The sequence below is a fragment of the Halovivax gelatinilyticus genome (genome assembly GCF_024300625.1).
GTDB classification, from domain to species: domain Archaea; phylum Halobacteriota; class Halobacteria; order Halobacteriales; family Natrialbaceae; genus Halovivax; species Halovivax gelatinilyticus.
In genome coordinates, this window is the sequence record NZ_CP101322.1 from 862,546 (window position 1) to 888,208 (window position 25,663).

Sequence of the window (25,663 nt, forward strand, 5' to 3'; positions counted from 1 at the left end):
GGGTCAGGGGAGTTCGTCGAGTACCACCGTCAGGACCACCGCGTGGAACGTCCCGACGACGAGGAAGGAGGTTGCCGTCCCCGCGTACGGGATCCCGGAGAGAAGCGTCACCCCGAGCGCGAACAGTACCACGAGCCCCGCCATCGACCATCCGTGACCGCGCGTCCGTGCGACGCTCTCTCCGAGCGCCGATACCGGCGAGCGACCGGCGACGACGAGCGCCGGTGTGAGGAGTCCCCAGACGAATACGACGATGGTGGCCAGAACCGCGCCGATGCCGACGAGTATCCCGATCTCGCCGAGCCCGCCGAAGACGAACGCAGCGCGTGCGTAGAGGTCGATACCGACCACGAGTCCCAGATAGGCGACGAACGCTCGCGGGGTGACCGACCGCCCGAGCGCCCGGCCGATGGTGTAGACGCCGGCTAATGCGACCGAGACGTAGACGAGGACCTCGATACCGACCGTCCAGAGCAGATACTCGGGGTGGAGGTCGACCAGCGAGCCGAACAGCCGCTCCGTTCCCGGTCGGCCGGCCGGAACCCACGAAACGTCGATCTGGAGGTGGCCACTCTCGAGCGCGCGAGATTCGTCGACCGGAATCCGATCTCGCAGACGGAACTGATCGACGACGGTCAGCCAGACGCCGACGATCACAAAGGGGACGAACAGTAGCGGATCGTGCTGGAGTTTACCCACCGCCCGTCCGATCGCGAACCTCGCGAGCGCGTCTCGACTCGCTGATCGACCCGCGGCGTCGTCGTTCGAATCGGGTTCGCCGTCGGAGGAGTCCGGTTCGCTCATCGTTCCTCCAGAGCGATCACCGTCTCATGACCCGCGACGTACAGGACGTCGTCGCCGACGATCGGCTGTGCCGGACTGTAAATCGTCTCCACCGTCCAGCGCTCCTCACCGGTTTCGAGGTCGAAGGCGACGACCTCCGGGAGCCAGTCGTAGGCGACGTACACGACGTCGTCGGCGACGACCGGATCCACCTGCGGGCCGTACTCGGTCGTCCATATCGAGTCACCGGTCTCCAGATCGAGACCGAGGAGGTGGCCGTCGCCGTCGGAGATGACGACGGTGCCGTCGGCGACGGCGGCCGCACCGCCGGTCGCGTTCCCACCGTGCTCGTACGTCCAGATCGCCTCACCCTCGTCGACGAGGGCCACGGCACCCCTCGCCGGGACGACGACGCCCGAACCGGTCGCCGTCGGTGGACGAAGATCCCAGATCGGATCGGCCTGCTCCCACTCCCACAGCAACTCGCCTGACGCCGCGTCTACGGCGTGTACCGATCGAAGACTCGTCGCGAGGTAGACGATCCCGTCGCGGACGACGGGGCGGTGTGCGGGCGAAACGAACGGATCCTCCGATGTGTACTCCCAGCGGACGCGGCCGTCGTTCGCATCCACCGCGACGAGTCGATCCGCGGTCGCGTCCGCCACGAAAACGACGTCATCGACGGCGACCGGGTCGAACGCTTCACGACCGTGGTCGAAAAGCGAGTCCGACTCGGACGGCAGGGCGCGCCAGCGTTCGAACCCGAACGAGACGTCCTCCGTCCCGAATCCGCCGCTGGTGCTTAGCCCAGAGAGACCGTCTGCATTGGCGACAGCGAGCGTGTCGGTCCGATAGACGTCGGTTTCGGCGCGCGCCGGGGACGATCGGAACGATCCACCCCGCGCGAACCGCCGTTCTCCGGTGCGGGCATCGAACGCGACGACCGAATCGTGGCCCGTGACGAACAGCGTCTCGCCGAGCAGGATCGGCGTCATCGGTCGGCGGTCGGGCAGATCCGCCTCCCACGCCACCGTCGGCTTCGTTTTCGGCCCCACCGCCGCAGGATTGTATCCCGTCCCCGCCGCGTCGTATCTGGACACCGGCCAGTCGTACGGGGTCGATTCCAGCGCGTCGGGCGCCACCGGACGATGGTCAACTGAACGGGTGAGGCCGACGGCGGTGGCGGCGGCGGTCCCGACCCCAACGCTGGCGAGGAGGGCGCGTCTGGAGGGCATTATTCGACGGTTGGGAGGTGTCGTACAAATAGCTGTTCGTCGGCGATCACGTTCGTACGGGGCCGACTACCGACGAGAGCGTGGTCTCGAACTCGGTTACGCGGGGTGAGCGGTTCGAAATCCTTTTAGCGCCGACACGGGGATAGTAGGGTAACTGAGTGATATCATGGACGTCGACATCATCGAGGAAGTCGAGAATCCGATGTTGCATCGTACGGACGTTACGTTCGAACTACACCACGACGACGCGACCCCCTCGCGACTGCAAGTGCGCGATAGCCTCGCTGCGAAGCTGAACAAGGACGCGAACGAGGTCGTCGTTCGCAAGCTGGACACCAAATTCGGCATGCGAAAGACGGTCGGCACGGCGAAGGTCTACGAGACCGCCGAGGCCGCCACGGATGTCGAACAGGACCACATGCTCGATCGTAACAAGATCGGCGCCGACGCCGAGGGAGAAGAACCCGAGCCGGAGGAAGCCTGATATGGCACACTACGAACTCTACGACGACGACGGCAGCGTCGATCGCGAACAGTGTCCCCGCTGTGGCGACGCCTTCCTCGCCGACCACGGCGACCGCACCCACTGCGGCAAGTGCGGCTACACCGAGTGGGAGTAAGCGCGATGCTCCGAGCGCGAGCGAGGAGCATCGTCGAAACGCGAACCGAGACCGGTGTCACCCGTGAGTCGTGAGCTTCGCGTCCTCGGAATCGAGGGCACGGCCTGGGCGGCCAGCGCCGCCGTCTACGATTGCGCGACCGATTCTACGTTCATAGAGAGCGACGCCTACCAGCCCGAAAGCGGCGGCATTCACCCCCGCGAGGCCGCAGAGCACATGCACGACGCGATTCCCAGGGTGGTAGAGCGTGCGCTCGCGTACGCGCGAGAGCTCGCAACGGACGACCCCTCGACGGACGCGCCGGTCGACGCCGTCGCGTTCTCGCGCGGTCCGGGCCTCGGGCCCTGTCTGCGAATCGTCGCGACGGCCGCCAGAGCGCTCGCCCAGACGCTCTCGGTCCCGCTGGTCGGCGTCAACCACATGGTCGCCCACCTGGAGATCGGCCGCCACGCCGCCGACTTCGACGATCCGGTCTGTCTGAACGCGAGCGGGGCGAACGCCCACCTGCTCGCCTACCGAAACGGCCGCTACCGCGTCCTCGGCGAGACGATGGACACCGGCGTCGGCAACGCGATCGATAAGTTCACCCGACACGTCGGCTGGTCTCACCCCGGCGGCCCGAAAGTCGAGGCGGCCGCAACGGACGGCGAGTACGTCGAGCTACCCTACGTCGTCAAGGGAATGGACTTCTCGTTTTCGGGAATTATGTCGGCGGCGAAGGCCGCCTACGACGACGGGACGCCCATCGAGGACGTCTGCTTCTCGCTTCAGGAGACCATCTTCGCAATGCTGACGGAGGTCTCAGAGCGAGCCCTGTCGCTGACGGGAAGCGACGAACTCGTCCTCGGCGGGGGCGTGGGCCAGAACGTCCGGCTCCGGGAGATGCTCGCGACGATGTGTGACGAACGGGACGCCGCGTTTTTCGCGCCCGAGTCGACATTCCTCCGGGACAACGCCGGCATGATCGCCGTGTTGGGCGCGAAGATGTACGAAGCCGGCCAGACGCTCCCGATCGAGCAGTCGCGAGTGGATCCGGATTTCCGCCCGGACGAGGTGGACGTAACCTGGCGCCAGGGGGACGGACGGCCCTCCAGCGAGCCGGAACCGGCCGAACGGGTCGTTGACGGCGCCGAGGCCGTCGTGACGGTCGACCGCGAGGCCGGACGCGTCACGAAACGACGCGTGGCGAAACCCTACCGTCACCCCGCCCTCGACGAGCGACTTCGCCGGGAGCGGACGGCGATCGAAGCGCGACTGACGAGCCAGGCCCGACGCGTCGGCGTGCCGACGCCGGTCATCGCGGACGTCGACCCCTACGCCGGAACGATCGAATTCGAATTCGTCGGGGAGCGCGATCTGCGCGACGGGCTCACCGTCGACCGCGTCCGCGACGTGGGCCGGCACCTGGCGGCGATCCACGACGCCGGCTTCGTCCACGGCGATCCGACGACGCGAAACGTCCGCGTCGACGGAGACGCCGAGGTCGGCGAAATCACGTCGGATCGCACCTCTCTCATCGACTTCGGCCTGGGCTATCACACCGACCACGTCGAAGATTACGCGATGGATCTGCACGTCTTCGACCAGAGCCTCGTGGGGACGGCGAGCGAGCCCGAACCCCTCCGCGAGGCGTTTCTCGAAGCTTATCGCGCGGCCGGCTCGGAGACGGTACTGGATCGGCTCCGCGAGGTCGAGGGCCGCGGCCGCTACGTCGGCGGGTGAGCCCTCGAATCGACCGAGTCGCGATCGGGGCGTCTCCGCTCGCGTGCGTCGCGCCGGCACACAATACTCTTGACACCCGGGGTCGTAACGGACAGTATGGCAGACAAACCGACTTCCGGAGAGATTCTCGGGATTCCGTACAACTTCGATCGACCGAGCATCGGGCGCATGCTCTCGTCGTACTGGCAGCCGGGCAAGGGGATGCTCGTCGAGAAGCCGTTCGGCGTCGGCTACACGCTCAATCTCGCCAACTGGCGCTCGTGGCTGGTCGTCGGCGTCGCCGCCGTCTTGCTCTGGCAGGAGAGTACCGACACCGGCGCCGACGAGACGGAAGACTCGGGCGAGCCGGTCGAAGTACTCGTCGACGACGAGTGAGCATCGGACTGGACGAGCGTTGATTTTTCGAGTTCGGTTCTATCGGAGTCGTCTCCCGGCGGACCGAGAACGGCCGTCGGGTCGATAGTCACCGACCAGTCGCTACCGGATCGGCCGTTCGCCGTCCTCGCAGAGTTCGAGCATCCCGATCCCGGCGAGACAGTCGAGACAGATGGTGCGCTGGACGTCCCGGAACCGATGGACGACGTCGCGTCGGTGGGTCGCAGAGAGGCGGACTCGGCCGCCACGACGCGTGCCACCGCAGCGATAGCAGGCCGACCCGTCGGTCATCCACCGACCACCCCATCGATCGAAGAATCCAAGCTACAGCCGGATCGGAGCTGACGCTGGCGATACCACAGACGTGCGAGAGCTTTTTGTCCCGGTGGTTTGTACGCAATTATGGCGACTAAATCCGCTTCGGGTTTGGAAGCCACGTCTCGGGTGCACCACCCGGGACATTTCTACGCAGGAGATTGCTCCTGCGGGGTCCAAAAGAGCGGCGCTCTTTTGAGGACTGCACATGTCCCCGCGTCAGTTGTGTAGCGTGGCTTCCAATTACTGCATAGACATCAGTTAGTATATATCATCTAGTGGCTGTTCGGGAGTGAGGGGATTTCACAGAATGTTCGACAGTGCTCGATATTCTGACCTGGGCACGGGACCAACCGTCGGGTCGCAAGACCAAGTACGGATAGACCGTTATGGAGCGGCGAACGCTTCGCCAGGCGCTAGCGTCCGGTGGTTGTCACAGACAGCACACGCTACGTACAGGAAAAGCAGTTATCGGAATGACCACCGATGTCTATTTTAGAGAGTTAGTCTGAATGAGGCCGAACAAGGGGTACGTCGGTCGGATAGTTTGTCACTCGTATGCGTCGTACGGCTCGAAAAGTGTCAGGAGATCCCGTTCCAGTTCACCGCCAATAAACTGGACGAGCCCCGCCTCGGTCTCGCAGTCGATTATCCGGAGCTCCTCCAGTTTTGGGAGATGGGTATGGTGAAGCGCGATGCGGACGCGTCGGCGATGCTCATCGGATTTTCGCTCAGCGTCTTTGTCTCGAACCCTGTCTGCAACCCGGTCTACGAGCGCATCGTGTGTTAGTGTCTTCTCCGATGTGCTAGTCAGTGAGTTGAGGATGGCCCGTCGGTGTTCGTTCGCTACTGCCGATAGAAGCCTATCGGGGGAAAGAGGGCTCGATCGTTCCGTTGAACTGGAAATATCGTCGATCTGTTGTAGATCACGTACTCTTCGCTCTCGGTTCTTATCCATACTCACAGTGAGGAATCCCAACTGCCTGGTTCTATTCCATGGTACACAATGGAGTCGGCCAATTCGCTTATGGCTCTGGTTCGGGGGTGAGCAGTGTATGCCTGACGAACGCACCGATGGCACGCCGCAGCCGTTCGGTCACCGCTTGATCGGAAATCTCGAGTTCGGCCGCGAGCTCCTCGGTCGTACAGCCTCGTGGAATGTCGTAGTATCCCATCCGAACAGCAAGCATGAGGGCTTCTCGTTGTGGCTCGCTCAGGCCGTACCACGGACCAGCGCCTGGGTCCGTGGGATTGTACACCCGAATGAGCTCCAGGGATATGTGTGTCTCCTCACAACAGGCTTGAGCCCGAGACAAGGCCTTACGGTGGGGAAATCGCAGCTCGAAATCCCATCCTTCTGACGTTCCGGTCGCGCTCAATATCTGCCCCTCGTGGTTCAAGATGCATTGAAAGAGATGATCCTGGCTCGCATCCCAATCCAGCCTGAACAGCGTTCGATCTCCGAACACTTCCATCTCCGTTACGCTGTTGACCGTTGGATAGCGTTCGACGGCTTCGAGAAACCCGTCTCCGACCGGTTCGTAGACCCAGAAGAGCGGTACGGTAGCATCACCACTCGGGACGAGCGTTTCGAGCTCGATGGCCGACGCCTCGTCGAGACTGAGAATCTGCCCGAGTTCGAAATCGTCGGGCGGTATTCGGACTTCCGTTATCACACTCATACTCGCTTATGGGAATAGGTTGCGCTGGAGCGTACAAAAGAAGGATACATGGTGTACCATGTCCACCTAGGGCGCTCCACATTCGTCCAGGTGCAGAATACACAACACCGCTCAGTTATCGCCCTCCCAGAGCTTTAAAACCATGGCACACCATGGCCAGTTATCCGTCCCTGGTGTGAGCGTTCTCGTATGGCAACTGAGATGGCATTCACCGTCCCAGCCGAGGACTTTCCGCTGGGAAGTATTTTCGAGAACGTACCTGGAGTGACGGTCGAGTTGGAGCGACTCATTCCACACGAGACGCTGACAAATCCGTACTTCTGGGTGCGTGGCGCAGAAACTGGGGAGATCGAAACCGAGTTCGAACCACACGAGGGCGTGGCGGACATCCGACTGGTCGATCACATCGAAGACGAGTATCTCTTGCGCGCTGAGTGGGTTCGAGAATACGACGGGCTGTTGACTGCGCTGTCAGAGACGAATCTAACCGTTCTCTCGGGGGTCGGAACAGTTGACGGGTGGCGCTTCGAGGTCCGCGGGGACACTCAAGAAGCAATCGCTGAATTTCGGACTCACTACCAGGAAAGTAGTATTTCAATCGACATTTCGATGGTCCACGCATTGCTCCCGATTCAAGGAGATAGCTTCGAGTTGACCGAAACCCAGCGAGAGGCACTGGTATTGGCCTACGAGCGTGGCTACTTCGATACGCCACGCGAGTCGTCGCTCGAAGTGATCGCTGCTGAGATCGGTATTACCCAGCAGTCGCTGTCTTCTCGGCTCCGACGCGGGCATCGACGCCTCATCAGTGAGACACTCACCACCCCGTAGAACTATCGTAGCTCTTGAAAGTCACCGGACATCCGATCGCAAGAAAGCGTTGCAATCGGTGTGTATATCGGTTCGAGAGCTACTATACGAGTGAGTGTAGCACTGTTCAACCATTCTGTTCGGAAATCAGTACGAACGAGGCGTCGCAGACAGTGCAGATGGGACAGTTCGCGTTGGGATCCATGGTACACCACCCCTGGCGATTATTCGTTTGCCAGACGAAGGACTCCGCATGGCGACCGTCATGGAATTTACGAGTCCGGCAGAAGAGTTTCCACTGGGCAGCATCTTCGAGAATTTGCCTGGCGTGACGGTCGAGTTGGAACGACTGATCCCCCACGAAACGCTGATCATCCCGTACTTCTGGGTGCGTGGTTCAGAAACGGGGGACATCGAAGCCGAATTCGAGTCACACGAGGGCGTGACGGACATCCGACTGGTCGATAGCATCGAAGACGAGTACCTGATGCGCGCAGAGTGGATGCAAGAATACTTCGGCATTCTGAGTGCACTGGCCAAAGCCAATGTTGTCGTACTCTCTGGGATCGGAACGAAAGACGAGTGGCGATTCGAGGTGCGCAGCGAAAGTCAGGAAGCGATCGCAGAGTTTCGAGAGTACTGTCTGGAAAACGACATCCCGATCGAGATCACCGCTGTCCACGCCATGCTTCCAATCCAGGGGGAGGGATACGAGCTGACCGAAACCCAGCGTGAAGCACTGGTATTGGCCTACGAGCGTGGCTACTTCGACACGCCACGCGAGGCGTCGCTCGAAGAGATCGCAGCCGATCTCGACATCACCCAGCAATCGCTTTCCTCACGACTCCGCCGCGGGCATCGACGCCTCATTGGAGCGACCCTCGCTAGTTCGTCGTGAGTTTCTGGCGACTCTCCATTTAAACCCACTGTATAATCAGTAGGCTTGCTAAACCGATTCAGGCGGCTAGAACGGGTAGATATGAACACGATGGTGGCTGGGGTTGGCGTAGAAGAGATCGAGTATCATCAGGAAACTGGGACTGTTCGGACGCAGTTCGATGGAGCGAAGACCCCCGCAAGCACGGCTGTTGTCGCAACGCTGGCGGACGTGATGGACGCAGATCCGGTAGAACTGGACCCGTTGTATTCTACTGTCGACCCAGAGGCGTTAGATGCGCTCGTCCGCGTCCGAAACGAAACGGATGGGGATATCCACTCCACATTCATCCACGAGGATCACGCGATAACCGTCTACAGCTACGGCGTGATCACCGTCACACCAGGGCACGAGCCTGCCGCGGAAAAGTACGGGAGGAACGTGGGAAGATGACGTCTGAGGTGGCTCCAGTCACGTCGAAAGCGGAATTGAACGCGGAGCTAAAAGCGCTCCTTGTCAGGGCCTACGAGAACGGAATCGATGTAGAAGGCGGATTCGAATGCCGGAACGGAGTCGAACATCCCGACTGGGACGTGATCGTCACCGAAGTCGAAAAGAACGACCGTTCGGCGTGAGCAACTGCGCGGGTGACCGGAACGGTAGTAGGGTATAGAACCGTGAGTGCCGCACCAGCGACCGAGTCGAACGCGTGCTCTCAGCCCAACAGCGGCGAGTCTTATGTGCGTTACTGAGTGATGATTCGAGACGTGCAGATCCGATATTTCGTGACGGAGAGAAACTCGGCTCCGAGGAGCACCTCACGGTCTGTTACGAACTCCACCACGTCCTGCTTCCCGAACTATCGGATGCGGGGCTCGTCGAGTTCGACAGGTTTGAAGACAAGGTACGGCGAGGACCGAAATTCGACGAGGTACGTCGGTTTTTTGAACAGACCGTTGCCGATCATGACGAGTACCTGGACCTGTAATCGCTTCTGCTGCTTAATGCGTGCTTTAGGGCTTGCACGACTCCCAGAAAGTCTAGCAGAATTAGTAGCGTCCTCCGCGATCGATACGCACGTTGGTTGCACCACGCACCGAACGAGTTTCCGTCTACCGACCGAGGCGACGTGGTCGGGTAGACCGCCTCCCGCAGTTCCAACGGCTCGCACAGCATCTGCGATCGAACGGATCGATTGACCGACACCGGATCTACGGCGTCCTACCATCACCTGAAGACGAGAGTCTGACGATCGATCCCGCACCGACGTCTCACCGGTCGACCTCGCCCATGATGCAGTCGAGACTACCGATCGCGGCTATCAGATCGGCGACGTACTCGCCGCGGACGAGTTCGGGCAGCGCCGAGAGGTTCGAGAACGACGGGCCGCGGATTTTGAAGCGAGCGGGTTTCTGCGAGCCGTCAGAGCGGATGTAGATGCCGAGTTCGCCCTTCGCGGCCTCGACGGCGCGGTAGAGTTCGGCGTCGGCGGGCGGCTTTAGCGTCCGCGGAACGGCGGACTGGACCTCGCGGTCGTCGGCCGGCCAGTCTTCGAGTCGATCGAGACACTGGCGGACGATCCGGGCCGATTGTTCGACTTCGCTCATCCTGACGAGGAGACGGCTGTAGTTGTCACCGTCGGACTCGGTGACGACGTCCCACTCGAGGTCGGGGTACAGCCCGTACGGGTCGTCCCGGCGGAGGTCGTAGTCGACGCCCGAGGCGCGGGCGACGGGACCGGTGCAGCCGTATTCCCGGGCGGTCTGAGCGTCGAGAACGCCGCGACCGACGGTTCGCAATTGGAAGATCTCGTTACTCGTGAGCAGTTCGTGGTACTCGTCGAGTTTCTCGGGGAGTTCGTCGAGGAGGGTTCGCGCCGCCTCGACGAATTCGTCGCGGGGTTCGGGCAAGTCCCAGGCGACGCCGCCGAGTCGCAGGTAGTTGAACATCACGCGCTGGCCGGTGAGGCGCTCTAAGAGGTCGAGAATTAGTTCCCGGTCGCGCATGGCGTACTGGAACGCGGCGGTGAACTCGCCGACGACGTCGAGCGCGTACGTGCCGAGCGCGATGAAGTGCGACGCCATCCGCGAGAGTTCGGCGCCCATCGTTCGGATGACACGCGCGTATTCCGGCACCTCGATGTCCGCCAGGTCCTCGGTCGTGCGGGCGTAGGCCCACTCGTTGAGCAGGCCGGAGGAAACCCAGTCCCAGCGGTCGGGGTAGGGCATGATCTGGTGGCGGTACGTACAGGATTGACAGAGTTGCTCCTCACAGCGGTGGATGTAGCCGATATCCGGGTCGACATCGACGACGGTCTCGCCGTCGAGGACGGTCCTGACGTGGAGGACCCCGTGGGTCGAGGGGTGGTGCGGACCGACGTTGAGAACCATCGTACGCTGCCCGCGCTCGTCGCCGGCGAACGGGTTTTCGTGTTCGGCGAACCGGACGATCTGGGGCTGATCTCGATCGTAATCGGGAGCGAGCGGATGGCCCTGCCAGGTCTCGGGAAGGAGGATGCGCCGGAGATCGGGGTGGCCCTCGTACTCTATGCCGAGGAGGTCGTAGGCCTCGCGTTCGTGCCAGTTCGCGGTCGGGTAGACCGGCGCGGCCGACTGGCTCCGCGGGTCGCAGACGGGAACGGGAACCACGACGCTCAGTTCGCGGGTGGGGTCGGCGTAGCTCCGCAGGTGGTAGATCGTCTCGTAGCGGTCGTCGGCGGCCTGGGCGGTGACGCAGGCGCAGTGATCGAGACCGGCGTCGGTCTTGCAGCGTTCGAGGACGGCCCGTACCTCGTCGGGCCGGGCGACGACCGCCGGGGCGTTCAGGTGGTCGTCGCGGTCGAGAACGTACTCGCCGAGCAGGGCCTCCCACTCGTCGGTCGGGTCTGTGTCTGTCTCAGTGAGAAGTGACCCACCATCGGTTCTCGTCGGAAGCCGGTCGGACGACGAATCGGGTGCAGGTGGTTCGGACATCGGTTGCGTGACCGTTGGAACTGCCACCGACTCGGCGTTGGGCCTCGCTGGCGAGGTGATATATACGCAGGGCGGACAGTATCGAGCGATGAAAGCCGTCCGCCTCACCCTCGCGCACAGCTCGGAGACGATCCACCCGATGCACCGCTTCGTCGCCGAGTGCGACGAGATCGGTCGCTACCGGATGGTGAGCCAGAATCACCGCCCCGACGAGGTCGTCATGCTCTTTCACGTCGAGGGCGACCGCGAGACGTACGAGGCGGCAATCCGAGCGCGCGCGGACGACGTCGTCTCGGTCTCGATCACCGACGGCGCCGGCGACGCCTTTTTCGTCACCGTTCGCTCGACGGGGACCGAGGTAGGTGATCGGTTGATCGACGCGTTCACGACCCGATCGCTGGTGACGGTGCCGCCGGTCGAGTACCGGTCGGACTGGACGATCCGCTTCGGAGCGATCGGCGAGCCGGACGACCTCCGGGCGGCCATCGACGCGGTTCCCGACGGGATCGACGTGAGGATCGATCGGATCGGTGAGTACGACGCGGGCGGTCCGGGTCCAGCCCTGACCGCGAGACAGCGGGAGGTTCTCAGGGTCGCACGCGAGCACGGCTACTTCGAGGTGCCACGCGAGACGGACGTCGAGACCGTCGCCGAAGCCGTCGGCTGCGCGCCGGGAACGGCCGCAGAACACCTCCGGAAGGCGGAGCGAGCGGTGATCGAAGCGCTCGACCTCGGCTGAGATCGAGGCGACGCGAGCGGGGAGACCGACGCCACTATTTCGGTCCGCATCGGTGAGACGACCATGCGACTGCGATTCGTCACGGGAAACGAGGGGAAGGTACGCGAAGCCCGGGAGTACTTCGACGGGATCGCGGAGATCGAACAGGTGTCGTTCGATTACACCGAAGTTCAGGCCGATTCCATCGAGGAAATCGCGGCCCGTGGAGCGAGGGAGGCGTTCGCGTCGCTCGACGGCGACGACCCCGTCTTCGTCGAAGATTCCGGGCTCGCGATTGACGCACTCTCCGGCTTTCCGGGGCCGTACTCCGCGTACGTCGAAGACACCCTTGGCATCGAGCGCGTCTGGTCGCTCGCGGCCGACGAGGAGAATCGCCGAGCCCGGTTCCGGTCGGTGATCGCGTACGCCTCTGGCGATCGCTCCGATCCGGACGTCGAGACGTTCACCGGCTCGGTCGCGGGCACGCTCGTTTCCCCGCGCGGCGACGGCGGATTCGGCTACGATCCGATCTTCGCGTACAACGGAACGACGATGGCCGAGATGGGGACCGAGGAGAAAAACGCCATCTCACACCGCGGCCGGGCGTTCGCGGCGTTCGCGGAGTGGCTATCACAGATATAAATCGGATTTTTCCAATGTGATCGGTAGGAGGCCCTCCTGAGCGAGTGTGTTGGATATCGGTTCAAACGGGAAATGAGCGGCCAGCAAACGGCCCTCGAATGGAGAGACGGGGCAACCAGAACGAACCCCTAGTTTCATATCGAGAAAGGTCGATGTGTAAAACGGGCCGGAATACGGTCGGTTTTCGACGGCCGTCTCCGGCACCGACCCAATGACCAGTGAAACATCACACACCGAACCGCTCCAGGCCGCCTGCGACTCGCTGGACGGACTCTACGACGATACGGACGTTGACGCCTGCGTAACCGCGCTCAGAGACCGCCGACCCGACGACGCAGCGGTCTCGACGCAGGCGGCCGTCTTCGGCGCGCTGGCGAACGAACACCGGTTGCGAGCGCTGGCGGCGCTTCGCGAGGGAGAACTCTGCGCCTGCGAGTTGCAGGTCGTCCTCGACGCGCCACAGTCGACCGTCGCGACGCACCTCCGGACGCTGCGCGAGGCGGGTCTCGTGCGGACGCGCAAGAAGGGGCGCTGGACGTACTACCGCATCGCTGACACCGCCGCAACCGAACTGCTCGACCTGGCCGCCTCGATCGATACCGGCGACAGCGAGTGACCGATCGACACCAATGACAACCGACTCATCCGACCACAGACCGACCGAGGACGAACAGACCGATCGAACCGAATTCGTTCGCGACCGATACGCCGAGATCGCGAGCGCGGAGAGCGACTGCTGTGGCGGGTCGGCAGACGTGGGCGACCCGGACGGACGAAGTCGCGATCTCGGGTACGACGACGACGATCTCGACGAGGCGCCCGACGGGTCGAATCTCGGCCTGGGCTGTGGAAATCCCGTCGCCCTGGCGAATCTCGAGCCCGGCGAGACCGTCCTCGACCTCGGCTCCGGCGGCGGCTTCGATTGCTTTTTGGCCGCTCGCGAGGTCGGCCCGGAGGGACGGGTCATCGGCGTCGACATGACGCCCGAGATGCTCGATCGAGCCCGCGAGAACGCCCGCGAGAGCGACATCGAGAACGTCGAGTTCAGACTGGGCGAGATCGAACACCTTCCCGTCGCCGACGAGACGGTCGACGCGATCATCTCGAACTGCGTGATCAATCTCTCCGATGCGAAACGACGGGTACTCGCTGAGGCCTATCGGGTCCTCGCTCCGGGCGGGCGCCTGTCGATTTCGGATCTCGTCGCGACGGATCCACTGCCCGACGCGGTGCGCACTGACCCGACCCTCGTCTCCGGCTGCGTCGGCGGTGCGGCCCCGATCGAGCGATACGAGTCCTGGCTCGCCGACCTGGGATTCCAGCGGATCGACGTGACCGTCGACGGCGAGTGGGACGCGAGCTACGATGGAGAGCCCCTGCCGATCGTCTCGGCGCGAATCGAGGCCGTCAAGCCGGCGTGATCGGATCGCGTCTATTGGAACGGTCGATCGGACGGTGCGTTAGATGGTGGGTGAGACGCCCACCGAACTAGCGCCGTGTGTCACCCAATATTTTCGTCCGAAACCGTCACCCCGTAGTCGGCCGCCGTCGAATCCGTCACCGACGGCAGCGTCCGAAGCGACGGACGGATCGCGACGTAGCCGGCGACGAATCCGAAGCCGAAGGCGGCCAGCCCCATCGTCGTCGCGACGCCGAGGCTGCCGGCGACGAGGCCGCCGACCAGGGAACCGAGTGGAAGGGTCGCGGTCGCCGCCGTCCCCTTGATCGCGGCGATCCGACCCAGGACGGGTTTCGGAAACACCCGCTGGTTCAGCGTCTCGGTCAGCACGCCGTTGATGCCGCTCGGAATCCACGCGAGCCCGAACAGGACGAGGGTGAGCGCCGGCGACGACACGGCGACCGAACTCGCCCAGCAAAGCGCGGCCAGCGAGAAGGCGATTACGACGAACCGGCCGTACGCCACGCGCGAGAAGAAGGGGGCGGCGATCGAGCCGAGCAGTCGGCCGACGCCGAGGGCGCCGAGCAACAGGCCGTACAGGGCGGGACCGCCGAGCGAGTCGCCGAACGCCGGCAAGATCGCGAGCGTCACACCGACAGCGAAGTTAACCACCGCAGATGTGAGCAACAGGGGAACGAATAGGGTTCCCCGAAGACGGTCGATCCCGGCGCGGAGGTCATCCACGTAGGTGGTAAGCGGCGACTCCGGCGCGGGTTCGCCACCGCCGTCGACCGACGGGACGGTCATACCGAGAAAGAGGACGCTGGCGACGGCGAACGTGATCGAGTCGAGGAGAAACAGCGTCGTCACGCCGAAGACGGCGATGAAGAGACCCCCGAGCGCGTCGAAGAGCATGTCCAGACCCAGCGTGACCGTCGCGAGCGCGGAGTTACTCCGGGACAGCTGTTCGTCGGCGACGATACGCGGGACCAGCGCGGCCTGGACCGGGGACGTGACGAGCGTCATCATCGCCAGCGCTGGAATCGTGACGAGGATGAGCCAGACCGTCAGGTGGCCGGTGTACGCCGTGAGCGGGAAGACGAGAACGACGACGCCCTGGACGACCTGCGAGCCGACGAGGACGGCTTTGAGCGGGAGCCGGTCGACGACGGGGCCAGCGACGATCTGTAATAGATACGGTAAGAGCAACAGCGAGCTGGCGACGCCCGTCAGGAACGTCGATCCGCTCAGATCGAAGACCAGCCAGAGCGTCGCGACAGCGTAGAGGCTATCCCCGGCGTTCGAGACGAACGTGCCGAAGAAGTACCGCAGGAAGTCGGTGTTTCGCCGAAGCGGCGGATGCTCCGCGTCCATCGACTCGTTGCCGTAACTCATCGACGCACCCTCCGTTGGCCGGCGAATGGTTGGTTGACCTCACGCGGCGAGTCTAGTGATGGCGTGCGGGGCGGTTGTTGCGGCCGGTCCGTGCGGAACGGCGGGTCGGTTCGTCCGTGTGGCCCGCTGTGGGCCGGGCGATCGGTCGATGTCGACATTGACGAGTGTGTTCACTGGAGAGAATGCGACTACGGAACACGTAGCGAGGCGAGACGAATGCTGTAGCTAGTCGACCGATCGCGCAGCCGGGCGCGTTCGCGGCGAGAAACACGGACGGTGATCGAGTTCGTCTCGCATCGGCGCTCGATATCGTGGTCGGCCGATCAGAGACATATGCCTGTCGGTCGACAGATGCTAAGACGGGCCCTCTGGGCGTACCGAACGCGGATCGATCGGATAGAGAGGCGCGCAACGTGGAATAATTCGGTTCTAGAACTGGACTAACTGCAAACGAAACATCGAACAAGGCGGAAATCTGCGCGAGCTACTCCCGTCTCTCTACGGACGTTCGATCGTCGAAACGATCCCAGCGGCACACGGCCCCGTGCCACACAGCCCCCATCAGTCCGATCCGCGGCAAGTTGTCAATGCTTAACACACCATCCCGTGTAGAACCGGTCAATGACGAGCACCTACCTCGACCAGCCGCACGCGGAAGGATTCTTCGACGTCGGCGAGTACGAGCTCTACTACCGTCGGTTCGGCACGGGCGACGACGTCCTCCTAGGCTTGCACGGCGGTCCGGGAATGCCACACGATTACCTGCTCCCGCTCGCCGCCCACGGCGACGACGAGCGGTCTGTCGTCCTCTACGACCAGTTCGGGGTCGGCCGGTCGGCGACGCCGGTCCCCGGCGATTTCGACCGGTACACCGTCGACCACTACCGGGCGGAAGTCGACGCCGTTCGCGACGCCCTCGGCGTCGCCTCCGTCGACCTCTACGGACAGTCCTGGGGTGGCATGCTCGCCCAGGAGTACGTCCTCGACTATCCGCATCGCGTCGATACGCTCGTGCTCGCGAACACGCTCTCCGACACGCAGTCCGCGTACGAGTCGATGCGTGGCTTCGTCGATGACCTCCCCGCAACGGTACGTGACACGATCGAAGCCCACGAAGCCCGCGGGGCGTACGACGCGCCCGCCTACCTCGAGGCGCTCGATGACGTGTACGCAAATCACGTCTGTCGCCTCGACCCGTACCCCGACCCGGTCCAACGTGCGTTCGACGACGTGGCGACGACGCCGTACGGGCTGATGTGGGGGCCGAACGAGTACGTCCTTCAGGAGGAGGCCCGGCTCCGCGGGTGGGACGTTCGCGACCGCCTCCACGAGATCGAACAGCCGACGCTCGTCCTCACCGGAGAGTACGACGAGATCCGACCGACCATCGCCGCGGAGATCGCCGACCGAATCCCCGACAGCACCCTACACGAGTTCGCCGACGCGAGCCACATGCCCCTCTGGGAGCGTCCCGACGAACACTACGACGTCGTTTCGGATTTCCTCGCCCGGTGAACGCCCGGGCCGGAATCCAGTGTGGTGCGCTACTGTGACGCGACGCGACTGTGAAATGTGACGCGACGTAGTAGCGAATAGTGCGACGCGACGGAGCGGTGCGTAGCTTTATTCGTCGGACGCTCGACCTTCGGATATGCGATTCGGGATACTCAGCACGGCGAATATCGCACAGGGCGCAGTCATTCCGGCGATTCGAGCGTCCGACCACGAACTCGTCGCGATCGCGTCCCGGGATCGGGCGCGGGCGAACCGAGTCGGAGAGCGGTTCGACATTCCGGAACGGTACGGGGAGTACGCGAGCCTCTTCGATGCGGACATCGATGCCGTCTACAATCCGCTCCCGAACGCCCTCCACGCCGAGTGGACCCGGAACGCCGCCGATCACGGACTCCACGTACTGTGTGAGAAACCCCTCACCACCGATGCGGCGTCCGCAGCGGCGCTGTTCGACTACTGCGCTGACGCCGGCGTCACGCTGATGGAAGCGTTCATGTACCGGTTCCACCCGCGAACGAAGCGGGCGTTCGAGATCGTCGAGAACGAACTCGATGACGTCAGAGCCGCCACCGCCACGTTCACGTTCCGGCTCGGGGACCGTCCCGACGACATCCGCCTCTCCCCGGAACTGGCCGGCGGGAGCCGAATGGACGTCGGCTGCTACGCCGTTAGCGCCGTGCGAGGCTTTCTCGGGGAACCGGAGCGAGTCTCGGCTCACGCGCTCGATACCCGGGGCTGTGGCGTCGACACCGAACTGGTCGCACGGCTCGAGTACGGCAACGCCCACGCACAGGTTCGATCCGGCCTCGACACGAGACGCCGGGAACACTACCGTGTCGACGCCGAGAACGGGTGGCTGGAAGCCGAGTCCGTCTTCGTCGGCACGTCGGAGGAACCGGTCTCGATCGAGTATTCGATCGACGGCCGAACCGCGACGGAACGGTTCGATCCGGCAGACCCGTACCGGCTCGAAGTCGAAGCCTTCGCCGACGCGGTCGAATCCGGATCACCCCACCCGGTCGGACGCGAGGAGACGATCGCGAACATGCGCGTCCTCGATGCGATCGGCGAAAGCGCCGTCTCAGGTGAACCGATACCGCTCTAAATCGCGCCCGAATCGACTCGGGGCGACCGACTCCACGGCGAACGGCGTTAGTCTCGGGGGTCGCGATCCGGGCCCGGGTACGCGCCACCCACGACGTGGTCGTACAGACTCTCCGGATCGAACAGTCGGGCGAAGGCGTCCGGCGGTCGGATGCTCACGTCGACGCGCGGTTTGAGCGAGAGGCCGGCCCCGGCCGAGGAGAGTCGATCGTCGAACGTCAGGAGATGGGCCGCATTGCCGGCGTACGCCGACGCGAGCGCCGGATGGTCCTCCGCGGGGTGGTCGACGGCGACGCGCTCGGCATGTAGCTTCCCGCTGTGGGCGCTCGCGAGATCCGGATCTGCGACACCCGTCACCAGCCGCTCAGTCTCTGTTATCAACGGGTCGCTCGCGACGAGTTCGACCCAGTCGTGGCTGCGGACGTGATCGAGCGCCTCGCGCGCGGATCCGCCGACGAGCAGATCCGCCGCCAGCACGTCCGCGTCCGCGACGACGCGGGCGGGATTCGGCCGCTCAGCCATCACCATCACCCCCGTCGGACTGTTCAGGTCGGTCACGAAGCGTCGCGAGTCGATCGCACAGGTCTCGCTCCGAGACGTCGTACGCGCTCGCCCGGTCGAACAGCTCGGCCCAGCGGTCGGTCATCGCTCGACGTTCGACGCGCGTGGCCAAAACCCCCAGGGAACCCGTCACTCGTCGTCGGGCTCGCACGGCCAGGCGAGGTGCTCTACATGTAGCGTGGACGCTCCGAGGTAGAAATCGAGGGAGAGACAGTCGTCGCCGGCAGAGACTAGCGAGGTCGCCTCCGCCGTTGCCTCGTCCCCGTCGACCGTTACCGTCACCTCGTACGCGCCCGGCCCCGAAACCGGTTCCTCGATGACCACGGCGCTCTCGCCGGGATCGCCACCCGTCAGTTCCTCGGTCGCTTCGAACACCGTCTCGCCGTCGTCCTCGAGGCGCACGTCGAACGCGTGGGTCTCGTCGTGGCGGTGGGTCGCGAGTTCGAGAAACGCGATCTGTGGTTCCGGATCGGGGTCGTCGTCGGTGCAACCGGCGAGGAGTGACGCGGTTGCCGCGGCGGCGCCCACAATGGCGGTGCGTCGGTGCATTACACAGGGGCGAAAATTTCAGTGATTGCGTGAAAATGGTTCGGATCGGAATCGGCGCCGACGGGCGACGAGTTACACCACGTCGAGGCGTTCGAGGTGCGATCGGATCGTCTCGCGCGCGGCGTCGTCGACCGGTCGTAGCGGCCGTCGTGGCTCGCCGCCCGGCTGGCCCCGGAGCTCGAGGCCAGCTTTGACGCCGGGAGCGCCGTATGCACCGACCATTGCGCGGTTGAGCGGGGCGAGGTCGGCCTGGATGGAGGCCGCGGCGTGGACGTCGCCGTCGGCGTGACATCGTGCGAGTTCGACTGCCAGTTCGGGAACGACGTGCGCGAGTGCGAGGATCGCCCCGTCGACACCGACGTCGAGTCCCGAGGCGGGGACGGCCCCGTTGCCAACCAGTACGTCGAACGACGCGTCGGCGGTGAGCCGAACCGCCCGCTGAAGGCGCGCGACGTTGCCCGAGGAGTCCTTTATCCCCGCGATGGCGTCGTGGTCGGCCAGCGTGGCGACCGTCTCCGGGTCGAGGACGACGTCGGTGTAGACGGGCACGCTGTAGAGATACAGCGGGATGGGGCTCTCGTCGGCCAGATCGCGGTAGTAAGAGGCGAGCGTCGATTGGTCAGGGTCGTAGTACGATGGCGTGAGTACGAGCGCGGCATCTGCGCCCGCGGCGTCGGCCGCCTCGGTTGCCGCGAGCGCCGGTTCGAACCCCTCGCGACCCGTCCCAGCCAGCACCGGGACGGTGGCCGCGTCGGCGACCGTTTCGACGACGCGCCGGCGTTCGTTCGCCGAGAGCAGCGGCGCTTCACCGGTCGAGCCACAGGGAACGAGAAAGTCGACGCCGGTGGATTCGAGCCACGTTACGAGTGTTCGCAGCCCAACGTGGTCGACGCGGTCGTCGCCGTCGAACGGCGTGACGATCGGGACGCCCATTCCGTTCATGCGGGAGAGAGGGAGACGGCGGACAAAAATCCGCAGGGTAATTCGACGGCGAACCCGACCGATTTGACACGCACCGGGACCGCTGGCCGGGCTGAAATCGGTTCCGCCCAGTCCGTCGAAGCAGCGAGCGTCGAGCGGTTGTCCCGTCGGTCGACCGATGCGGTCGTGAGGCCAGGGAGCCGGTCGACCAACACACGTAGTGGCGAGAGTCCAACACTCCTATCGATGTTGGAAGTGGGACTATCCCTTCGACTCCCATTGCTGGAGATAGCACAATGACTGACACTGCATCGGATGTCACCGCGGTCTGTCGCGACGGGGAACTCACCAGTACGGTCGTCTCGGCGGTCGCCGAAGCGAAAGGCGTCGATCCGCTCGAACTGGAACCGCTTTACTCCTACGTAGACCCCGACGCGCTCAACCGCCTCTTCCGACCGTCAGATCGATCCACCTCGATCGAATTTCGGTTTCAGTTTGCCGACTGCGTGGTCGAGATCAGCGGCGACCGCGAGGTGACGGTGACACCGCCGGCCGCGGCGGACGAATCCAGATCGGCGGTCGTCTCGCACGCGGAGTGAGTTCGATCCAGGTTCTTCGCCGGCCGATTTCGACGCGGTGACCGCACCCACCCTATCGGTAGACCGTCGATCTGCGGTGTGCTCGACAGCATTCCTCTCATCGACGAGACCGCAGTCTATCGCGCCGGTACGACCTCCGCGCTCGCCGTCAGCTACGATCGCTCGTCGACGGCGGGGAGCGTGACGTAAAACGTCGACCCCCCGCCGGGATCGGAGTCGACCCAGATTTCGCCGCCGTGACGCTCGACGATCCGGCGACAGAGCGCCAGACCGATCCCCGTCCCCTCGTGCTCTTCGAGCGTATGCAGTCGCTGAAAGAGTTCGAAGATGCGCGTCTGGTCGTCTGCGCCGAGACCGATCCCGTCGTCTTCGATCGAGACGAGACACTCCTCGCCCCGGTCTTCGGCTTCGATCCGAATCGTCGGCCGGTCCTCGCCGCTGTACTCGGCCGCGTTCTCGACGAGGTTTTGAAACAGCTGTCTGAGCTGCGTTCCGTCTCCCTCGACGTGGGGAAGCTCGTCGACGCGGACGTCGGCGTCGTCGAGTTGTAGCTGGAGGTCGGCGAGGACGTCGTCGACGACGGCGTTCAACTCGACGGGTTCGAGCGGCCTGCCCTGGGTCTCGATTCGCGAGTACGCCAGTAGCCCGTCGATCATCTCGCGCATACGTCCGGCCCCGTCGACGGCGTACTCGATGAACTCCTGCGCCTCGTCGTCGAGGGCGTCCGCGTACCGGCGCTCGAGTAACGAGAGGTAGCTCGAGACCATGCGCAACGGCTCCTGGAGGTCGTGAGAGGCCGCGTAGGCGAACTGCTCGAGTCGCTCGTTCGACGCTTCGAGTTGCGCTTTCGCCTCCTCGAGGCGACGCTCGTGGGCCTTCCGTTCGGTGACGTCTCGAAAGTAGACGGAGACGCCGGTTTCGGAGGGGTATAGGTTGGCTTCGACCCAGCTGTCGATCCCCTCGACGTGGACTTCGAAGTGGGTCGGCTCCTGCGTCTCGAGGGCGTCGTGGAACGCCTCCCTGATCTCGGCCGATTCCGCCGCCTCCGGAAAGACCTTCCAGAGTTCTTCGCCGAGCAGTTGCGCTTCCGAGCGCTGGAGGATTTCACCGGCGCGCTCGTTGACGTGCGTGAAGCGAAAGGCCTCGTCGACGGCGAAAAAGGCGTCGGAGATGCGTCCGAATATCTCCTCGAGTTCGGATTCGAGCTCGCGCTGTCGGGATTTCAGCGGGGTGATGTCCTCGCCGGTCGTGACGACGCGATCTACGTCCCCCTCGGCTTCGAGCGGCGCGGCGCTCACCCGGAGCCACCGGCGCTCGCCGTCGGGGAGTTCGACCTGAAGAACGTCGTCGTAGACGGCCTCTCCCGTCTCCAGCGCGCGGGCGAACGGGTGGTCTTCGAGCGAGAGTTCCTCGCCCGACTCGTCGAACACCGGTCGGTCGTCGGGCGAGTACGTCGCCTCGTTCGCGATCTCCAGGATGTCCGCGAGCCGGTCGTTCATCCGCACGATTTCGCCGTCGGCGGTGAGCACCTGAATGCCGATGGGGCTGGTCTGGAAGATCTGTTCGACCAGCCGGCGCTCGCGTCCGAGTTCTCGCTCGCGCTCCGTGAGTCGTCGGGCGGTGCGCCTGTCGCTGGTGACGTCGCGGACGATACCGACCGTCCCCTCGAACGCGCCGTCTTCGAACAAAAGACTCGCGCGGAGTTCACAGTACAATTCGTCGTCATCGGCCGTTTCGACGGTGATTTCGAAGGTCTCGTCGATCGGCCGCTCGGCCGCGAGACGCAGCTCGATCGCCCGCTGGATTGCCTCGACGTCGGCGTCCGGGAGGATGATCGAGACGTGTTCGTCCAGGAGAGCCGACCGATCGTAGCCGGTCAACTCGCAGATGACGTCGTTGACCGCGACGAACCGCCCGTCGGCGTCTACCTGGTAGATCCCGTCGTCGACGGTGTTGACGAGCGTCCGATAGCGGGCGAGCGCGACGGACTCGTCGGCTGGCTCCCTCCAGAAGCCCGCATCCGCGTCACCCGATCGGTTAGTCATGTGTTAACGTAGCACAGTAACGCAGTTAAATCTCCGGCCGGACGGCGGACGGTGAGGAACCGGCTACCGAACGGGCGTGTACGTGACGGTCCCGCTACCGCACCCCGCGTCTCGACCGCGAACACGAGCCGGTAGAACAGGTAAAACACGTAGCCAGCCACACCGACGATGGCGATCGGGAGGAGCAGTTGAGACGTGATCACCCCGACGCCGATAGCGGCCAGCACGACGGCGAACAGAAGCAGTACCGAGTCAGGCAATTCGTACGTTACTGGAGGAGTCGACATATTTTGTCATACTCATCAGTATACGAAGGTATTTCGTCGGGCGATGCCCTCGACCCGGCCTGCGGACTGGCACCAAAAAACGTATGACACGGGAGACGCGCCGCTTCACATGAACGTTCGGCGAGCGGTCGTCGGGGACTCCTGGAGGTCGGCCGGGCTCGGCGGCGCGCTGGTCCTGCTCGCCGTCGCCGCGAGCTTCGGGTACCTGTTTCTCATCGGGGCGATCGAGTCGTTCGTTCCGTCGGCGCTCGTCCTCGCCTCATTCGCCGTCCTCCCGGTCTTCGCGACCGGCGTCGTCGCCGTCTGCACCTACCGAGGCCAAGCGATCCTCTTCGGCTGGCTCGTCGGCGCCGCGGTCTTTTACGCTCCGTTTTTCGTCCTCGTCTACGACGCCGTCCGCAAGACCGGTCAGGGGACGCTCCTCGATCCGATCCTCGCGGGCACCGTCTGGAGCCTCGTCGCGTCGTTCGTCTTCTGTCTCGTCGGCGTGGTGATCGGCGGAGCCCTCAGACTGGTACCTCGCCGAACGCAGTGGATGTGACGATCGCGAACGATCACGTTCGTGTTCGTCAGTGGGGCGGCTATCGACACCGCTCGATCACAGTTCGTCCCTGATCGCGTCGGCGATCGAGGCTCGTTCCGACTCGTCGAGACCGTCTTCGAGCAGCGAGTGGTACTCGACGAGCGTGCCGTCGTCGTCGAACCGCGGGATGACGTGCCAGTGGACGTGAGCCACCTCCTGACCCGCTTCCGGCCCGTTGTTCAAGACGATCGTCGTCGCGTCGGCGCCGACCGCCCGCTCGATCGCCGGAACGAGTTCGTACAGCGTCGAAAGCAGGGCCGACGCCTCCTCGGGTGGCATCTCCTGCAGCCGCCGGTACGGCGAGTTCGGTACGACGAGCGTGTGTCCCGGCGCAACCGGGTTCGCATCCAGAAACGCGCTAGCCGTCCCGTCGGCGTAGATCGTCTCGCTCGGGAGGTCACCCGCGACGATCCGGGTGAAGACGGTCTCGTCGGTCATGACACCGTCTCGGTGGGTGACCACCAAAACGTTTTCTCGGAGAGACTCGGACCGGTCGGCCGCGTCGGGCAATCGACGGACGTCTCCGCCCGGCGTTGGCGAGGACACCGCCGTCGGTCGAACCAGCCGACGGGATAGCGAACCAACATTCGCCGGGACCGATTCCTTATACGCGTTCGGTGAAGGGATAGCCCGTGACATATCGCCGAGCCCTCGTCGGCGACGACGACTTTCCGAGCGGCCTCGCCGTGGCGGTCGTTCTCCTGACGGTCGTCGGTAGCTTCGCCCACGTCATTTTCACCGCCGTCGTCGAGTCACTCGCTCCGGCGACGATCGACGCGCTCCTCTTCGCCGCCCCCGCGGTCGTCGCGGTCGTCGCCGTGGCCGTCTGCACCTACAGGGGGCAGGGTATCCTCTTCGGCTGGCTCGTCGGCGTCGCGATGTTCTACGCCCCGTTTTACCTGCTCATCCGCGGCATGGCCGACGACAGCGGCGCCAGTTCGTTCGTCGAACCGCTCTTTGGCGCCCTCCTGTGGGGCTTCGTCTTCTCCTTCGCGTTCTGTCTCGCCGGGCTGATCGTCGGCGGAAGCCTTCGACTGATCACCCGTAGTGCCGATCCGGAGTTCGAATCGTGACGCGACCGACGGGATCTCAGGCGTCGTCGGTCCGAACCTTCGTCGTCGCCCGAACGAACTGGTAGGCGGTCGGCACGTCCGCCGCTTCGTGGACGACGGTCCGAGCGTCCTCGTCGCGTTCGACGCCAGGCCAGAGCGTCGCGATATCGGCGTACGACGCCCGCGCATACTCGACTTCGACGGTCAGCGGGAGTTCCACCGGAACCGGTGTGGACGGGTCCGTCGGTGGGTCAGCCGTGACGGCCGCCGCCGTTTCGCGAATCTCCTCGCGGACGGCGTCTGGGTGGCGACAGACGGCGCTCGACCAGCCCCGTCCCGTCTTCGTCGTCACGTACGCGGCCGACGGGAGTCGATCGGCGACCGTCTCGCCGAGTCGGTCGTCGCCCGTCACGAATCCGACGGGAATCGAACGGGCTGCGAGCAGGACGGCGTTGAGCTCGAACTCGCCGACAGACCGACCGTTCAGGCGGACGTCGGCGATCGAGCCGGTGAACGTGTGTTCGAGGAAGCCGCCGGTCCCCGGTCGGTCGTGATACCCCACGAGGAAGGCGAGGTCGGTTTCGGCGGTGGCCCCGTCGACCATGCCGAACGGACGCGGGCCACCCCGAAGAAGCGAGGCGCGCTCGTGGAGTTCGTCGGGCGGGATGGTTCGCTTATCGCCGTGAGAATCGGCGACGAGCACCGACGCGTCGGGCGCCGCCTCGAGGACGCCGCGTATCGCCGCGTTGACGTCGTCGACCATCGCGGATCGGGCCGCCGGCGTCGACTCGTCATCGCCCAGCCAGCCGCTCACCCCCTCGATATCGGCGCTTACGAAGACGGAGAGGTCGCTCATACGTTCGGGTGCTCTCGGCCGGACGATCATAATACCGAGGGCGAGC

The 25,663-nt window shown here is 64.4% G+C and carries 32 protein-coding genes; 17 read left to right on the plus strand and 15 right to left on the minus strand.

Annotation, left to right across the window (positions count from 1 at the left end):
• Window positions 1-3 precede the first annotated feature (3 nt).
• Together NKH31_RS04155 and NKH31_RS04160 are read right to left on the minus strand one after the other, a co-directional pair.
• Window positions 4-804 carry a hypothetical protein gene (locus NKH31_RS04155; RefSeq protein ID WP_254863882.1) on the minus strand — a complete coding sequence of 267 codons (801 nt, stop codon included), beginning with the start codon at window positions 802-804 and terminating at the stop codon, window positions 4-6.
• Complete coding sequence (locus tag NKH31_RS04160) at window positions 801-2,018, minus strand: outer membrane protein assembly factor BamB family protein (RefSeq protein WP_254863883.1); 1,218 nt, start codon at window positions 2,016-2,018, stop codon at window positions 801-803. The genes NKH31_RS04155 and NKH31_RS04160 overlap by 4 nt, the downstream gene beginning before the upstream one ends.
• A 166-nt stretch (window positions 2,019-2,184) precedes the next feature.
• Between NKH31_RS04160 and NKH31_RS04165 the strand changes: the two genes are divergently transcribed.
• The 4 genes from NKH31_RS04165 (at window position 2,185) to NKH31_RS04180 (ending at window position 4,735) form a co-directional block, all read left to right on the plus strand.
• Window positions 2,185-2,502, plus strand: coding sequence for a 30S ribosomal protein S24e (locus NKH31_RS04165; RefSeq protein ID WP_254863884.1), 318 nt, complete (start codon window positions 2,185-2,187; stop codon window positions 2,500-2,502).
• A 1-nt stretch (window position 2,503) separates the two neighbouring features.
• Complete coding sequence (locus tag NKH31_RS04170; protein ID WP_254863885.1) at window positions 2,504-2,638, plus strand: 30S ribosomal protein S27ae; 135 nt, start codon at window positions 2,504-2,506, stop codon at window positions 2,636-2,638.
• A 63-nt stretch (window positions 2,639-2,701) separates the two neighbouring features.
• Complete coding sequence (locus NKH31_RS04175) at window positions 2,702-4,360, plus strand: bifunctional N(6)-L-threonylcarbamoyladenine synthase/serine/threonine protein kinase (protein ID WP_254863886.1); 1,659 nt, start codon at window positions 2,702-2,704, stop codon at window positions 4,358-4,360.
• A gap of 96 nt (window positions 4,361-4,456) precedes the next feature.
• Window positions 4,457-4,735 carry a DUF5808 domain-containing protein gene (locus tag NKH31_RS04180; RefSeq protein WP_254863887.1) on the plus strand — a complete coding sequence of 93 codons (279 nt, stop codon included), beginning with the start codon at window positions 4,457-4,459 and terminating at the stop codon, window positions 4,733-4,735.
• Window positions 4,736-4,837: 102 nt separating this feature from the next.
• Here the strand turns inward: NKH31_RS04180 and NKH31_RS04185 are convergent, their stop codons facing one another.
• The 3 genes from NKH31_RS04185 to NKH31_RS04190 all read right to left on the minus strand — a co-directional run bounded on the left by NKH31_RS04185 (window position 4,838) and on the right by NKH31_RS04190 (window position 6,732).
• Window positions 4,838-5,026 carry a hypothetical protein gene (locus tag NKH31_RS04185; RefSeq protein WP_254863888.1) on the minus strand — a complete coding sequence of 63 codons (189 nt, stop codon included), beginning with the start codon at window positions 5,024-5,026 and terminating at the stop codon, window positions 4,838-4,840.
• Window positions 5,027-5,600: 574 nt separating this feature from the next.
• Window positions 5,601-6,008 (minus strand): DUF7344 domain-containing protein, encoded by a 408-nt coding sequence (locus NKH31_RS17805; RefSeq protein ID WP_425492309.1) that lies wholly within the window; start codon window positions 6,006-6,008, stop codon window positions 5,601-5,603.
• 67 nt (window positions 6,009-6,075) lie between these two features.
• Window positions 6,076-6,732 (minus strand): helix-turn-helix domain-containing protein, encoded by a 657-nt coding sequence (locus NKH31_RS04190; RefSeq protein WP_254863889.1) that lies wholly within the window; start codon window positions 6,730-6,732, stop codon window positions 6,076-6,078.
• A gap of 189 nt (window positions 6,733-6,921) precedes the next feature.
• On the opposite strand from NKH31_RS04190, the gene NKH31_RS04195 reads away from it, so the two are divergent.
• From NKH31_RS04195 to NKH31_RS04210, 4 genes are all read left to right on the plus strand, one after another.
• Window positions 6,922-7,563, plus strand: a complete 642-nt coding sequence (locus NKH31_RS04195; protein ID WP_254863890.1) for a helix-turn-helix domain-containing protein — start codon at window positions 6,922-6,924, stop codon at window positions 7,561-7,563.
• A gap of 232 nt (window positions 7,564-7,795) precedes the next feature.
• Entirely contained in the window at window positions 7,796-8,440 is a 645-nt protein-coding gene (locus NKH31_RS04200; protein WP_254863891.1) for a helix-turn-helix domain-containing protein, read from the plus strand.
• 81 nt (window positions 8,441-8,521) lie between these two features.
• Window positions 8,522-8,872, plus strand: a complete 351-nt coding sequence (locus tag NKH31_RS04205; RefSeq protein ID WP_254863892.1) for a HalOD1 output domain-containing protein — start codon at window positions 8,522-8,524, stop codon at window positions 8,870-8,872.
• On the plus strand, window positions 8,869-9,054 hold the full coding sequence (locus NKH31_RS04210) for a hypothetical protein (RefSeq protein ID WP_254863893.1): 186 nt from the start codon (window positions 8,869-8,871) through the stop codon (window positions 9,052-9,054). Before NKH31_RS04205 ends, NKH31_RS04210 begins: the two co-directional genes overlap by 4 nt.
• A 636-nt stretch (window positions 9,055-9,690) precedes the next feature.
• On the opposite strand, the gene NKH31_RS04215 is transcribed toward NKH31_RS04210, so the two are convergent.
• Window positions 9,691-11,391, minus strand: coding sequence for an NADH-quinone oxidoreductase subunit D (locus NKH31_RS04215; RefSeq protein ID WP_254863894.1), 1,701 nt, complete (start codon window positions 11,389-11,391; stop codon window positions 9,691-9,693).
• 7 nt (window positions 11,392-11,398) lie between these two features.
• On the opposite strand from NKH31_RS04215, the gene NKH31_RS04220 reads away from it, so the two are divergent.
• From NKH31_RS04220 to arsM, 4 genes are all read left to right on the plus strand, one after another.
• Window positions 11,399-12,130, plus strand: a complete 732-nt coding sequence (locus tag NKH31_RS04220; protein ID WP_254863895.1) for a helix-turn-helix domain-containing protein — start codon at window positions 11,399-11,401, stop codon at window positions 12,128-12,130.
• 63 nt (window positions 12,131-12,193) lie between these two features.
• Window positions 12,194-12,751 carry an XTP/dITP diphosphatase gene (locus NKH31_RS04225; RefSeq protein ID WP_254863896.1) on the plus strand — a complete coding sequence of 186 codons (558 nt, stop codon included), beginning with the start codon at window positions 12,194-12,196 and terminating at the stop codon, window positions 12,749-12,751.
• A 211-nt stretch (window positions 12,752-12,962) separates the two neighbouring features.
• Window positions 12,963-13,367: an ArsR/SmtB family transcription factor gene (locus NKH31_RS04230; protein WP_254863897.1), complete on the plus strand. Its 405-nt coding sequence runs from the start codon at window positions 12,963-12,965 to the stop codon at window positions 13,365-13,367.
• 13 nt (window positions 13,368-13,380) lie between these two features.
• Window positions 13,381-14,172: an arsenite methyltransferase gene (arsM, locus tag NKH31_RS04235; protein ID WP_254863898.1), complete on the plus strand. Its 792-nt coding sequence runs from the start codon at window positions 13,381-13,383 to the stop codon at window positions 14,170-14,172.
• Window positions 14,173-14,252: 80 nt separating this feature from the next.
• Here the strand turns inward: arsM and NKH31_RS04240 are convergent, their stop codons facing one another.
• The gene (locus tag NKH31_RS04240) at window positions 14,253-15,545 is read right to left on the minus strand and encodes an MFS transporter (protein ID WP_254863899.1); all 1,293 of its coding nucleotides are present in this window, start codon (window positions 15,543-15,545) and stop codon (window positions 14,253-14,255) included.
• A gap of 621 nt (window positions 15,546-16,166) precedes the next feature.
• Here NKH31_RS04240 and NKH31_RS04245 point away from each other — a divergent pair.
• On the plus strand, window positions 16,167-17,060 hold the full coding sequence (locus NKH31_RS04245) for a proline iminopeptidase-family hydrolase (protein WP_254863900.1): 894 nt from the start codon (window positions 16,167-16,169) through the stop codon (window positions 17,058-17,060).
• A 136-nt stretch (window positions 17,061-17,196) separates the two neighbouring features.
• On the plus strand, window positions 17,197-18,165 hold the full coding sequence (locus NKH31_RS04250; RefSeq protein WP_254863901.1) for a Gfo/Idh/MocA family protein: 969 nt from the start codon (window positions 17,197-17,199) through the stop codon (window positions 18,163-18,165).
• A 47-nt stretch (window positions 18,166-18,212) separates the two neighbouring features.
• Here the strand turns inward: NKH31_RS04250 and NKH31_RS04255 are convergent, their stop codons facing one another.
• The 4 genes from NKH31_RS04255 to NKH31_RS04265 form a co-directional block, all read right to left on the minus strand.
• A complete protein-coding gene (locus tag NKH31_RS04255) occupies window positions 18,213-18,686 on the minus strand; it encodes a DUF7384 family protein (RefSeq protein ID WP_254863902.1) in 474 nt (157 codons plus the stop codon).
• A complete protein-coding gene (locus tag NKH31_RS17660; protein ID WP_256547909.1) occupies window positions 18,679-18,810 on the minus strand; it encodes a hypothetical protein in 132 nt (43 codons plus the stop codon). The genes NKH31_RS04255 and NKH31_RS17660 overlap by 8 nt, the downstream gene beginning before the upstream one ends.
• Window positions 18,811-18,854: 44 nt before the next feature.
• Window positions 18,855-19,274 (minus strand): DUF4981 domain-containing protein, encoded by a 420-nt coding sequence (locus tag NKH31_RS04260; protein ID WP_254863903.1) that lies wholly within the window; start codon window positions 19,272-19,274, stop codon window positions 18,855-18,857.
• A 72-nt stretch (window positions 19,275-19,346) separates the two neighbouring features.
• Complete coding sequence (locus NKH31_RS04265) at window positions 19,347-20,216, minus strand: dihydrodipicolinate synthase family protein (protein ID WP_254863904.1); 870 nt, start codon at window positions 20,214-20,216, stop codon at window positions 19,347-19,349.
• Window positions 20,217-20,491: 275 nt separating this feature from the next.
• On the opposite strand from NKH31_RS04265, the gene NKH31_RS04270 reads away from it, so the two are divergent.
• A complete protein-coding gene (locus tag NKH31_RS04270; protein WP_254863905.1) occupies window positions 20,492-20,794 on the plus strand; it encodes a HalOD1 output domain-containing protein in 303 nt (100 codons plus the stop codon).
• Window positions 20,795-20,946: 152 nt separating this feature from the next.
• Here NKH31_RS04270 and NKH31_RS04275 read toward each other — a convergent pair whose 3' ends face one another.
• Both NKH31_RS04275 and NKH31_RS04280 read right to left on the minus strand, forming a co-directional pair.
• Window positions 20,947-22,839, minus strand: coding sequence for a PAS domain-containing sensor histidine kinase (locus tag NKH31_RS04275; protein WP_254863906.1), 1,893 nt, complete (start codon window positions 22,837-22,839; stop codon window positions 20,947-20,949).
• The gene (locus NKH31_RS04280) at window positions 22,836-23,126 is read right to left on the minus strand and encodes a hypothetical protein (RefSeq protein WP_254863907.1); all 291 of its coding nucleotides are present in this window, start codon (window positions 23,124-23,126) and stop codon (window positions 22,836-22,838) included. Before NKH31_RS04280 ends, NKH31_RS04275 begins: the two co-directional genes overlap by 4 nt.
• Before the next feature lie 109 nt (window positions 23,127-23,235).
• Here NKH31_RS04280 and NKH31_RS04285 point away from each other — a divergent pair, with 109 nt between their 5' ends.
• Window positions 23,236-23,667 (plus strand): hypothetical protein, encoded by a 432-nt coding sequence (locus tag NKH31_RS04285; protein ID WP_254863908.1) that lies wholly within the window; start codon window positions 23,236-23,238, stop codon window positions 23,665-23,667.
• Between the two features lie 57 nt (window positions 23,668-23,724).
• On the opposite strand, the gene NKH31_RS04290 is transcribed toward NKH31_RS04285, so the two are convergent.
• Window positions 23,725-24,147 (minus strand): HIT family protein, encoded by a 423-nt coding sequence (locus NKH31_RS04290; RefSeq protein ID WP_254863909.1) that lies wholly within the window; start codon window positions 24,145-24,147, stop codon window positions 23,725-23,727.
• A 194-nt stretch (window positions 24,148-24,341) separates the two neighbouring features.
• Between NKH31_RS04290 and NKH31_RS04295 the strand changes: the two genes are divergently transcribed.
• Window positions 24,342-24,782, plus strand: a complete 441-nt coding sequence (locus NKH31_RS04295) for a hypothetical protein (protein WP_254863910.1) — start codon at window positions 24,342-24,344, stop codon at window positions 24,780-24,782.
• A 16-nt stretch (window positions 24,783-24,798) separates the two neighbouring features.
• Here the strand turns inward: NKH31_RS04295 and NKH31_RS04300 are convergent, their stop codons facing one another.
• Window positions 24,799-25,617, minus strand: a complete 819-nt coding sequence (locus NKH31_RS04300; protein ID WP_254863911.1) for a M55 family metallopeptidase — start codon at window positions 25,615-25,617, stop codon at window positions 24,799-24,801.
• Between the last annotated feature and the right edge of the window lie 46 nt (window positions 25,618-25,663).